11 protein-coding genes, 1 tRNA gene and 1 rRNA gene are annotated in these 12,215 nt (G+C 33.9%); 7 read left to right on the forward strand and 6 right to left on the reverse strand.

The genetic code is table 11. The features are described 5' to 3' along the window. Window positions 1-209 (reverse strand): 16S ribosomal RNA (locus tag BCI01S_RS12670); the annotation flags it as partial. 550 nt (window positions 210-759) lie between these two features. On the opposite strand from BCI01S_RS12670, the gene BCI01S_RS12675 reads away from it, so the two are divergent. From BCI01S_RS12675 to nspC, 4 genes are all read left to right on the forward strand, one after another. After that, entirely contained in the window at window positions 760-1,452 is a 693-nt protein-coding gene (locus BCI01S_RS12675) for an MgtC/SapB family protein (protein WP_047942178.1), read from the forward strand. 252 nt (window positions 1,453-1,704) lie between these two features. Then, window positions 1,705-1,780, forward strand: a tRNA-Ala gene (locus BCI01S_RS12680). 276 nt (window positions 1,781-2,056) lie between these two features. Next, the gene (locus BCI01S_RS12685; RefSeq protein ID WP_047942343.1) at window positions 2,057-3,256 is read left to right on the forward strand and encodes a saccharopine dehydrogenase family protein; all 1,200 of its coding nucleotides are present in this window, start codon (window positions 2,057-2,059) and stop codon (window positions 3,254-3,256) included. Between the two features lie 10 nt (window positions 3,257-3,266). Next, window positions 3,267-4,406, forward strand: a complete 1,140-nt coding sequence (gene nspC / locus BCI01S_RS12690) for a carboxynorspermidine decarboxylase (protein ID WP_061799006.1) — start codon at window positions 3,267-3,269, stop codon at window positions 4,404-4,406. A gap of 87 nt (window positions 4,407-4,493) precedes the next feature. Here nspC and BCI01S_RS12695 read toward each other — a convergent pair whose 3' ends face one another. From BCI01S_RS12695 to BCI01S_RS12710, 4 genes are all read right to left on the reverse strand, one after another. Then, window positions 4,494-6,215, reverse strand: a complete 1,722-nt coding sequence (locus BCI01S_RS12695) for an ATP-binding protein (protein WP_053215670.1) — start codon at window positions 6,213-6,215, stop codon at window positions 4,494-4,496. 1 nt (window position 6,216) lies between these two features. Beyond that, window positions 6,217-7,389: a beta-ketoacyl synthase N-terminal-like domain-containing protein gene (locus BCI01S_RS12700; RefSeq protein WP_047942181.1), complete on the reverse strand. Its 1,173-nt coding sequence runs from the start codon at window positions 7,387-7,389 to the stop codon at window positions 6,217-6,219. 226 nt (window positions 7,390-7,615) lie between these two features. Beyond that, the gene (gene tlp, locus BCI01S_RS12705; RefSeq protein ID WP_047942182.1) at window positions 7,616-7,849 is read right to left on the reverse strand and encodes a small acid-soluble spore protein Tlp; all 234 of its coding nucleotides are present in this window, start codon (window positions 7,847-7,849) and stop codon (window positions 7,616-7,618) included. An 84-nt stretch (window positions 7,850-7,933) separates the two neighbouring features. Then, on the reverse strand, window positions 7,934-8,929 hold the full coding sequence (locus tag BCI01S_RS12710; RefSeq protein ID WP_061799008.1) for a zinc-dependent alcohol dehydrogenase family protein: 996 nt from the start codon (window positions 8,927-8,929) through the stop codon (window positions 7,934-7,936). Between the two features lie 188 nt (window positions 8,930-9,117). Here BCI01S_RS12710 and BCI01S_RS12715 point away from each other — a divergent pair, with 188 nt between their 5' ends. Both BCI01S_RS12715 and BCI01S_RS12720 read left to right on the forward strand, forming a co-directional pair. Next, window positions 9,118-9,900: an SDR family oxidoreductase gene (locus BCI01S_RS12715; protein WP_047942184.1), complete on the forward strand. Its 783-nt coding sequence runs from the start codon at window positions 9,118-9,120 to the stop codon at window positions 9,898-9,900. A 138-nt stretch (window positions 9,901-10,038) separates the two neighbouring features. After that, a complete protein-coding gene (locus tag BCI01S_RS12720; RefSeq protein WP_047942185.1) occupies window positions 10,039-10,788 on the forward strand; it encodes an NADPH-dependent oxidoreductase in 750 nt (249 codons plus the stop codon). A gap of 251 nt (window positions 10,789-11,039) precedes the next feature. Here the strand turns inward: BCI01S_RS12720 and BCI01S_RS12725 are convergent, their stop codons facing one another. Further along, the gene (locus BCI01S_RS12725; protein ID WP_047942186.1) at window positions 11,040-11,408 is read right to left on the reverse strand and encodes a type III secretion system effector protein; all 369 of its coding nucleotides are present in this window, start codon (window positions 11,406-11,408) and stop codon (window positions 11,040-11,042) included. A gap of 123 nt (window positions 11,409-11,531) precedes the next feature. Here BCI01S_RS12725 and BCI01S_RS12730 point away from each other — a divergent pair, with 123 nt between their 5' ends. Next, the gene (locus BCI01S_RS12730; RefSeq protein WP_061799010.1) at window positions 11,532-11,843 is read left to right on the forward strand and encodes a con-10 family general stress protein; all 312 of its coding nucleotides are present in this window, start codon (window positions 11,532-11,534) and stop codon (window positions 11,841-11,843) included. Window positions 11,844-12,215: the final 372 nt, after the last annotated feature.

The following is a 12,215-nucleotide window of genomic DNA, read 5'->3' on the forward strand; positions in this document are numbered from 1 at the left end:
TCTTTCAGCTTTTCCACATGAGGGGAAAAGGATTATCCGGTATTAGCTCCGGTTTCCCGAAGTTATCCCAGTCTTACAGGCAGGTTGCCCACGTGTTACTCACCCGTCCGCCGCTAACTTTAAAAGCAAGCTTTTAAAGTCCGCTCGACTTGCATGTATTAGGCACGCCGCCAGCGTTCGTCCTGAGCCAGGATCAAACTCTCCAATAAAGAGTTGATTAGCTCATTGCTAAACTCTAGCTTTTTATTACTTTTTTTGTTTTACAACATTCGTTATAAAACAATTATTGTTGACGTTTGTTTGTTCAGTTTTCAAAGAGCAATTTAGTTAGCCGCTCAAGAAGCGACTTTCCTAATATAACATCTATTAACTATCAATGTCAATAGTATTTTTAAAATTCTTTTCCGTCATTTACTTTAACATTTCGTGTTGTTTCAGCGACGGATATTAATATAACATTGTTTAAAGTTAACGGTCAATACTTTTTTAAAAAAAATATTCCATTATTAAAAAGGAGTACCATTTCTATAAGAAGAATGTTTTTCTCCAAATAACATACACTTAATTAATATTTAGTGTTTACAATAAACCGTTATAGGATATTATACTTTAAGTTTTTAAAAATCGTAGAATTGTTTTCAATAATTTCCCCTAGCACCTTGTAGCCTTGTTTAATTTCCTGTTCTTTATATAGTGAGAATTAATAATCAACCACGACACTTGACTACAATAAATTAAATACAGGAGAGGAAACATAGAATGGATATTAATATAGATTTTTTATTAAAAATAGGTATTTCCGCTGGTTTCGGATTGATCATTGGATTAGAGCGAGAAATTAAACGTAAACCTGTAGGTCTAAAAACTAGTCTTGTAATAAGTATTGTGAGCTGCTTATTAACTATTATTTCGATTGAAGCAGCCTATAAATTTCCTGGTAGCGATCAAGTTAATATTCAAATGGATCCGTTACGTTTACCGGCTCAAATTGTTTCTGGGATCGGTTTTTTAGGTGCTGGAGTTATACTGAGAAGAGGAAATGATAGTATTTCTGGATTAACTACAGCAGCTTTAATATGGGGAGCAGGAGGCATAGGGATTGCAGTCGGAGCAGGATATTATATAGAAGCTTTAATTGGGGTTGTCCTTCTATTAATTAGTGTTAAATTTATACCATTTTTCATGAGTATGATTGGTCCTCGTCAGTTGAGAGAAAAAGAAATTAAAGTAAAACTAAAAGCTGACCAAAAGGAAAATGTCTCAACTATTATTAAGGCGATACGTAATTTAAGAACAGGAATAAAACATATACGAATTAAAGATTTAGAAACGGGAGAACATTCTATTTACCTTATTATCATAGTTGATCAAAAAAGAGAAATAACAGATGTTTATAGAGATGTTTCTGACATTCATGGAGTGAAAGAAATTGAAATAGAGAGTTTAAATTAATTTCAATCATTAAAAAGGAGAAGGTTCATATACCCCTCATTTGAACCTTCCTTTTTATCCTTCCTTTATAGGTATAGAAATTTCCTTACATATTATTCCTTCATTAACTTGAAATTTTTCAGTATACTCATTTTCAATAAATTCTGCTAATCTTTTAGTTTTATAAAGGGTTCTATTTATTCCAATCCAATAATTCATTCAACCACTTGAAGTTTTTATTTAATTTTGTATAATGTATATAGATATTATTATGGGGGCTTAGCTCAGCTGGGAGAGCGCTTGCATGGCATGCAAGAGGTCGTCGGTTCGATCCCGATAGTCTCCACCATATTTTTCATAACCTAACGGCGATAATAGTCGTTTTTTTTATTTTATTTTCTAAAAGAGAGCAAGCTATTCTCTGAGAGGTTTCCTCTTAATCCCACAATAAATCATTTGTTAGCCCCCTCCTTTTCTTCCCTAATTTTACAGCTGAATTTCCTGTCTATAAATTTTCATTAAATTTTTTTTATATTTTACTGGATTATATAGATTATTTGACGCACATTATGTATAATCAGCCTTATTGAAATTTTTTAGGTAGTATTAAAGGAGGTTATTCATGTTGGGAAAAGCATTAATTATTGGTGCTGGCGGAGTGGCAAGTGTTGTCGCACATAAATGCTGTCAAGTACCAGATGTATTCGAAGAAATTTGCATTGCAAGCAGAACACTTTCAAAGTGTGAAGCAATTAAAGATAAAATTGATGGTGGCAAAACAAAGGTTACTGTTGCTCAAGTTGATGCTGATAAAACAGAAGAAGTAATCGAGTTAATCAATAGCTTTAAGCCAGAAATAGTAATCAACGTTGCATTACCATACCAAGATTTAACTATAATGGATGCGTGTCTAGCTACTGGGGTCCATTACTTAGATACTGCAAACTATGAACCACCTGAAACAGCTAAATTTGAATATAAATGGCAATGGGAATATAAGCAAAAGTTTGAAGAGGCTGGCTTAACCGCGCTCCTTGGAAGTGGGTTTGATCCTGGAGTAACAGGTGTTTTCACGGCTTATGCACAAAAACATCATTTTGATGAAATTAATTATATAGATATTGTTGATGCTAATGGCGGAGACCATGGCTATCCATTTGCTACAAACTTTAATCCAGAAATCAATATTCGTGAAATTACAGCGAACGGAAGATATTGGGAAAACGGCGAATGGATTGAAACACCACCACTTTCTGAAAAAAGAGAATATAATTTAGACCAAATTGGCCCTAAAAACATTTATCTTTTATACCATGAAGAACTAGAATCATTAGCAGTAAATATTAAAGGACTTAAGAGAATCCGTTTCTGGATGACTTTCTCTGATAATTATCTAAACCACTTAAAGGTTCTTGAGAATGTTGGAATGACATCTATTGAACCAATTAATTATGAAGGAAAAGAGATTATCCCATTACAGTTTTTAAAAGAAATTCTTCCTGATCCTGCATCACTTGGACCTAGAACAAAAGGGAAAACCAATATCGGCTGTATCATTCAAGGTACAAAAGATGGAAAGCCTAAAACTTATTATGTATATAATATTTGTGATCACCAAGAATGTTATCGCGAGGTAGGATCTCAAGCAATCTCATATACAACTGGTGTTCCAGCGATGATTGGTGCCATGCTTATCATGAAAGGCCAATGGAAGCGTCCAGGCGTATACAATGTAGAGGAATTTGATCCAGATCCATTCATGGATGCATTAAATAAATATGGATTACCATGGCAGGAGAACTTTTCTCCAACTCTTATAGATTGAGAGGAATGAAATGAAAAAGATTGACTTTACAAAAGCTCCATCACCAAGTTACGTAGTGGACGAGCGTCTTTTAACAAGAAACTTAGAAATTTTACAGTCTGTACAGGAACGTACAGGGGCAAAAATTCTACTTGCATTAAAGGGGTTTTCCATGCACTCTGTATTTCCTCTAGTAGGTAAATACTTAGCAGGAGTAACATCCAGTTCGTTATTCGAAGCTAGACTTGGCTATGAGAAAATGGGAAAAGAAGTACATGCATATGCACCTGCATATGCAGAAAGCGAATTTGATGAATTACTTCAATATACAGACCATATCGTCTTTAATTCGCATAGTCAGTGGAATCGATTTAAAGATAAGGTTCAAAAAGCGGGGAAGAAAATTGATGTAGGTCTTCGAATCAATCCTGAATACTCAGAAATTGAAACACAGCTTTATAACCCATGTGCTCCTTATTCTCGATTTGGTATTACCTTAGATAACTTTAATCCAGAAGAATTAGATGGAATAGATGGACTTCATTTTCATACGATGTGTGAGCAAAATTCGGATACTTTAAAACGCACGATAAAAGTAGTCGATGAGAAGTTCGGCGAATATATAAAAAAAATGAAGTGGATTAATTTTGGTGGAGGACACCATATTACTCGTCCAGATTATGATATTGAAACTTTAGTTGAATCTATATTATTTATAAAAGAAAAATATAATGTAGATGTTTATTTAGAACCAGGCGAAGCCATTGCATTGAATACAGGTTACTTAGTATCCACTGTCCTTGATATTGTTCATAATGGAATGGATATTGCTATACTTGATACATCAGCAACTTGTCATATGCCAGATGTACTTGAAATGCCATATCGACCTAATATTATTGATGCTGGGAAGCCTGGTGAAAATGAATATACCTATAGACTTGGCGGTATGACGTGCTTAGCCGGAGATGTTATTGGGGATTATTCTTTCAAAAAACCACTAAAGCCTGGCGATAAAATTGTATTCTGCGACATGGCCCACTATACAATGGTTAAAAACCATATGTTCAACGGCGTTAATTTACCTTCTATTGCTTCTTATAATGAAGAAGAAGGCTTAAAAGTTGTTCGCCAGTTTATCTTCGAAGATTACAGTAATCGCTTATCTTAATTGAAATGATTCAAAAAGCGGATGTTTAAAAGGGGTTTTCCCCTTAAACATCCGCTTTTTATTTGTTACGCAACTCTCTATACATCTTTAAAGAAAACACGGTAAGACAATGGTAACTGCAGTTCCCCATCCCTCTTTACTTTTCACTACCATATCTCCTTTATTTTGCTTGAGAAGCTTTAAACATATCGTTAAGCCTATGCCAGTTCCTTTTTCTTTGCTTGTATAATACGGTTCTCCAATCCTAGCTAGTCTTTCTTTACTTATTCCGTCTCCATTATCAATTATTCTAATTCTACAAAAATCATCTTTTTGGTCGAGTATTGCTTTTACTTTCCCTGTTTGAGGTTCAATTGCCTCTATACTATTTTTCAATATATTTAATAAAACTTGTTTAAATTGAGAATTATCAATTGAAGCTATTATTTCTTTATTCTCTCTATTTTCTAAGATGATCTCTTTATTTTGTTCATTAGCCAGGGCATGAAATAGGACTTTTAGATTTTTTAATTCTAAAAATGCTTTTGTAATCGGAAGAGCATTATTATCATTTTCTTTCGCCTCAGGTTTACTTAGTATAAGCAACTCTTTTAAGACTTCATTAATCCGATCAATTTCATCCAGTAATATCGTTTCATAGCCAGAAGCATCGTTTTTTTCCTTCAAAAGCTGGATAAACCCTCTAATAGTTGTCAACGGATTTCGAATTTCATGGGCAACACTGGCAGCCATCTCTCCTACCACTTTTAATTTTTCAGAAGAAATCATTAGTTGTTCATTATGCTTCTGATCCGTAATATCATGTCCAAAATAGATATGATATTCTTCTCCAGTACTATGTATAAGTTCCTTTTTCCCCCATATAATAAAATAGTTCTTCCCGCTGCTATCGACAAATCGATGCGGTTCGTCTGTCTCCATATTAATACGTTTTTCTATATAAGAAAATGGACGCCCTAACCAATTATTGTTTTCAAGCGATAATAGCTTTAAGAAGGAAGGATTCATTTTTACTATTTGTTCCTTCTTATTTTTAACTAATAAATAATTCGGGTTTATATCCATAATAGCTTCGAGTAACTCACTTTGCCTCGATAACTCTGCATTCATATTATTCAGATGTGTCGATTGCATTTGAAAAAAGCTTAAAAATAAAATAACTGCCGCTATCAAAGAGTTAAAACTAGAGAAAAATAATGGAATAAAAATAAAACCACTAAATACACCATTAATATAGATGATTAAAACAGCGATTACAAATTTGATATAAAAGCTTTTATAAATGGGATCCCTAATTTTAAAGGAAATCACCAATAAAATGATAGTGTTCAAATATAATAAAACAATATTTAAGATGAATAATACATTCCACTTTCCGTAAATAGGAAGAATATACTTAGAAGAAAGTAAATTTCCATCCATAACAATAAAATCCTTCACACCAAGGCTAGTAAAATTAATAAAATAGGCAAATAAACTATATAAAATTAAAACGTATAAAAATGGCTTATTAAACAATACTCTAAATCGTTTAAACTCTTTATGTTCACTTACTAAATAATATGAAAAATAATACATAACTGGCATTATACAAATAGTTCCTAGCCGGAATATTTTAAATAAGAGTTCAATTGTCCCCTGACTTAAGAAATCTCCTGCATATAAAACTGCGATATCCATTTGCCAGAAGGAGAGCATACATAAGAAAAGAGATAAGGCTTTTGTTAATTGAGACTGTGAATAAAAAATAATAGTCACAGAAATAATGAGTGGGACTAACGAAACCATCAATAATAATATAGCTTCCACTTTATGCTCCTCCTTTTGTTATCATCGCGCACCCATTATTTCCTCCATATCCATGTGCTGTTATTAAAACGCGATCAACATCTTCTGTAATTAGCTGTGTCACTATTGGATAATCTCGATAATAATCATTTATTTCCTGACTTATGGTTGCAGGAATAAAGCTTTTTTTGATACTTATTAAAGAAGCTATTATTTGAAAAAGCGGCGAAACTCCCATTGCATGCCCGACCGTTCCCTTAATGGATGTAATAGGAATCTTAGATCCTGCAAAAAACCTCTTATATACACCGATTTCAATATGATCATTTTCCATTATTCCTAAAGCTTGACTATTTATGTAGGTTGGCATATTCTCTTGTAAACATTCAGCAACTGCTTTTTCCATAAGCAAACCTGTTGAGTCTGACTGAAAAGGAGAGATAGCGTCCTGTGTTACACTTGTAGCTTCTACTTTTCCTAATATGGATGCATGACGCTGAATGGCTACTTGCTCATTTTCAACAATTAAAACACCTGCTCCTTCCGAAATCGAAAATCCTTTCCCACCTGAAAATGGCCCAAAAGAGGGTTGAGGATTATTTCCAGCTTGTAAAACACGATGTGGAAGGAACCCTTTTATTATAGGATCACAAATTGATTCATCACTAGCACCAACTATGCAAACATCAATTTGATTTGACTCAATTAATATTCTCGCTAAATTTAATGCATCTATACCCGATGTACAACTATTTGCCAATGATAATGCTATACCATTTAACTGCAAATAAGCACTAATGCTAGAAGATAGAGAATTAGCATTCATATTTCCAATAGTATAAGGAGAAAGCCTCTTGCCTTTTTCCAAAGAAAAAGTGGCTTTACTGATTTCTGCTAAGCCACCAGCCGAAGAACCGACAATGACCGCTGTTCGATAGTCTCTAACGCTTATATTGGCCTGTTCTATTGCTTCTTTACATGCATGGAGAATCATACGAACAGGTTTAGACATTTTTTCTTGCCTTTTATGTACCTTGTTTATTTGCTCTTCCCTCACTCTACCTGTGTATATGTATTTCCCTTCATATTTCTCCTGTTTCAACATACTTTTATTACTTTGAAGCACTGTCATAAACTCTACTATATTGGAAAATCCTGCTCCTATTATTCCCATTCCAGTAATAACTGCTTTCATCTTAATTCTCCTATAAAAGTATTCATATATATATTACTATGAAAATCGTTTTACAGCAGTAAATTCCGAGAAATTTCTAAATTGCCACAAAACAAATAAAAAACTGCACGAAAGTATTTCCACCTTATAAGATAAATTGGCTAATTTCTTCGAGAACAAAATAATTAGCTTTATTCTATCCTATAAAGTTAAAATCTAACGTGCAGCCTATTCTAATCCTTTTTACTTACTGATACCCATTTTCTCTATCAGATGCTTCATCTTGGATTTCTTCTCTAAACGACTGAACTGCAGCTTCTCTTCTTTTATTCTTTTGTTGAATCATTTCTTTTTCATCAGAACTCGCATTTACCAGCGTTTCTTCTGCTTTATCGATATTTTCTAACGTGTTTTGTACCATGTCCTGTAATTTTTCTACATTATCAGAACGATTATCAGGGTTTGGCTTTTGATAACTCATGATGATTCCTCCTTCCTAATACACTACGTATGTATTTTGGTTATCTACGGAATTTTTTATACAAAGCTTCTCAACAAATGTAACCTACCATTTATTAACAAGAACTACTTTTCCAACAGCTTTGCCTGATTCTAAATATTCATGCGCTTTACTAATTTCCTCGAAAGAAAATGTTTTTTTATCAAGTAGTGGTTTTAACTTATTTTCTTCTACTATCTTCGTGATATTGCGTAAAATATCCCCATGCTCTATTCGCGAATCCTCATTAAGCATCTTGAGAAGCATAAATGTTACATGTAACGAAAGCCCCTTTGAATGTAAAGGAGTTAAATCATGTGTTGATCTGGCAGCAATGGTTAAGACACTTCCATTTAAAGCTGCTGCTTCAAAGGATTGGTCTAGATTTCTACCGCCGACAGTATCAAAGATCAATGGATAGCCTTTTCCATCCGTATATTTATCAATATATTCTTTCACCGACACATCTCGATAATTAATAATATAATCTGCACCTATTTTTTTAACAATCACTTGCTTTTCTATGGTTGAAACGGTTGTAGAAACAATAGCTCCGGCCCATTTAGCGAGCTGAATGGCAATATGGCCGACCCCGCCTGCTCCACCATGAATAAGGATATTATCTCCTTTCTTTAATCCCCCCTTAGTAAACAATGATTCCCATGCAGTTATCCCAACAAGAGGGATTGCAGCTGCCTCTTCCATAGTGATATTTCTTGGTTTATGTGCTAATAGTCGATAATCAGCAATCATATATTCAGCCAATGCACCTTGTAATCCCTTAAAACCGCCAGCACATCCATATACTTCATCACCAATTTGAAAGGATTGTACCGCTTCTCCTACTTCTTCAATAACGCCTGCTACATCTCCGTGTAATATAGCGGGAAAAGACGGAGAAACACCTGGTACTGCTCCACTTCTCACTTTAATATCAATAGGATTGACACTAGTAGCTTTTACTTTTATTCGGACTTGGTGTGGCAATAGATCAAGTGTTTCTATTTCCTTCAACTTAAATACCGTAGACTCACCAAATGCTTCAATTATCATCGCTTTCAATGAAAATCATCTCCTTTCTCTCCATATTACCGAATATAAACGATTTTTTCGAAAATTTAGTATTAAAATTTTAATTATTTACTTACCAACTCATAAAACGTTTCTATTTCATTAAAAATGGATATTAGTATCTTATATCTATCATAATAACAATATCATTATCGATATTGATCGAGGAGGATACTAAAATGAATGACCTTAAAAATAAAGTAGCGATAATTACCGGGGCAGCTTCCGGGATTGGAAAAGCAGCAGCCATCTCACTTGCAAATAAAGGAATGAAAGTAGCACTAGTAGACTTAAATGCTGATGAGCTAGAAGAAGTGAAAGCAACGATTAATAAAAAAGGTCAAGAAGCGATCTCATTAGAAGCCAATGTCGCAGAGCCTCCTTCCATTCAACAGGCTATTGAGGAAACCGTAAAAAAATGGAATAGAATAGATACAGTTTTTATTAATGCGGGAATTAACGGGGCAGTGTCTTCTATTGAAGACCTGACACCCTCTGAATGGGATACAACCATTGAAACAAATTTGAAAAGTACATTTTTAACTGTTAAATATAGCATTCCCCATATGAAAACCAATGGTGGCAGTATTATTATAACAAGCAGTATTAACGGAAATCGCATTTTTAAAAACTTCGGAATGTCTGCTTATAGTACATCGAAAGCTGGACAAGTGGCATTTGGAAAAATGGCGGCATTAGAATTAGCCCAATACAAAATAAGAGTCAATATGATCTGCCCTGGAGCAATCGATACAAATATAGAAAAGAATACTTTTAAAGATGAAGAACACTTAAAAGAAATAACTATCCCTGTTGAATATCCAGACGGGAACCAACCATTGTCCCAGCAATCTGGAAGCGCTCAACAAGTAGCTGATTTAGTTTATTTCTTAAGTTCTGACTTATCTAATCATATTACTGGTACAGAAGTATATATAGACGGCGCTGAATCTCTCTTATAAAATTCAAAAACCTGCCTATTTTGTTATTGGTAGGTTTTTTTATGCTAAAAAGTTGTCATGACTCTATCTGGCTCAATGAGATATTTTTTCTTTTCGCTATGCTAAAATAAAGAAAATACGAAAAAGGAGAATCACTAGATGAATGAAATCATACAACATTTAAAAAAACATCGATCTTATCGTAAATATCAAGATAAAGAAGTAAGTTTGGAATCACTGCACTCAATTATGGAAGCAGCACAAAGTGCCCCTTCTTGGATTAATGGACAGCATGTTACAGCCATCTTGGTTCGAGATAAGGATAGAAAGAGACATTTAGCTGAATTATGCGGGAATCAAAAGCATGTTGAAAATGCTCCGGTCTTCCTCATCTTTTGTGCTGATTTCTATCGAGCAAAGTTAGCTAGTGAAATGGAAGGAAAGGAGTTTAAAGCAATCGATGATGTTGATACGCTCTTAATTGGGGCTACGGATGTTGGTCTGGCCATACAAAATGCCATTACTGCTGCCGAGTCACTCGGGTTAGGAACAGTTCCCATAGGAGGTATTCGTCGGAATTCTTTAGAGGTAATTGACTTCTTGCAATTACCTAGCTATGTCATACCAATTGCTGGACTCTGCCTTGGATATCCTGATGGGGATCCCGGATTAAAACCTAGATTACCTTTACAAGGTGTTCTTCATGAAGAAAAGTATGATAGAAATCAACAGGAAATGCTTGAAAAATATAATCAAACATACAGCGAGTATTTAAAGAACAGAGGGGAAACCCCAGTGGGATGGACCAATCGCATTGCAAACTTTTATGATAAATCCTACTACCCAAGTAATGCTAAAATGATTAAACAACAAGGATTCCTAGCGAAAGATATGCAAGATAACAATTAAAATGAAAGTAGCTATTATTAAAATGGTTCTCATATCCCCGTTTTGTAATAGCTATTTTCTTTATTTTATTTAGGGAAACTTATTCCAAAAGTAGTCCCTTTTTCTAACATATGCACTATCCATTTCGCGTTAGAGAGGCAAAAACTTCTTAATTTATCCTTAAAATACTACCCTTTCTTTCATCTAAAAAAGGCAGCTTTCCTCTCCTTCAATAAAAGGAAAAGGAATAACTGCCTCTTTTTTATACCAGTTTAGATTACTTCTGGAAGAATAAAATAATTCGCTAGTTTAGCATTTACATGTGTCTGCCAATGATGTAATGGTACTCCATTCTTCTCTAATATTTTATAGGCATGAACCCACGCACTCATCTCTGCGTTGACACGATAAGACCAATCATGCAACCATTTATCATGATCGAGGTCGCCATTGACATAATCAATAACATGGCCAATTTCATGTGCAAGTGCATAGATATTTTCCAATGAAAATTGATAAGGAACCGTTATATACATATTTGTATTAAAACTAATTTTTTTTGTCGAATCATATACAACTTTGCATCCTAATTCTTCAGCAACCTCTACTACTTTCATAAATTTTTCTCTCGTAACTTTCATTCACATTTTCCCCTTTACCAAAATTTTCTATACCAAAAAATATATATTTATGTTTATTATGTTCAAATTCGGCTATATAACCAATGTAACGTTAATTAAAAATCTTTAATAGGAGTGATAGAAATGGCAGACAACAAAATGAGCAGAGAAGAAGCAGGTAGAAAAGGCGGAGAAGCTACTTCTAAAAATCACGACAAGGATTTTTATCAAGAAATCGGACAAAAAGGTGGACAAGCTACTTCTGAAAACCACGACAAAGAATTCTACCAAGAAATCGGTAAAAAAGGTGGAGAAACCACTGCTGAAAACCACGACAAGGAATTCTACCAAGAAATCGGTAAAAAGGGTGGAGAAGCTACTTCTGAAAACCACGATAAAGACTTCTACCAAGAAATTGGTCGAAAAGGTGGAAATTCACGTAACGACAATAATTAATAGATACAGAAATATCCACTCACCCATAGTAGGATATGGGTAACAACCAAGTGGAAATTCCACCAAAACTAGTTAAATAATTAAAGTAATGAAGGATAAAAACTGAGAAACAACCATTTAAGTGGCTGACCTGTACAAGATCAATTCTTTGTATTAGGTCAGCCCTTTTACATTATTATATTATATATTATTCAGAAAAGTTATTCAAAGATTTGATTTTGATTTTTGTTAGCACTTAATAAATAACAAACTCCTTTTTCCCGTTTTTAATTCTTTCCATATTATATCTTTGTTCAGATAATTTGTAATTTAATGCTATTATTTCCATACAACATTTGTTACAATATTTTTGTTGAGTTTTACAAATTTCGA

Source organism: Niallia circulans NBRC 13626 (assembly GCF_001591585.1).
GTDB lineage: Bacteria > Bacillota > Bacilli > Bacillales > Cytobacillaceae > Niallia > Niallia circulans.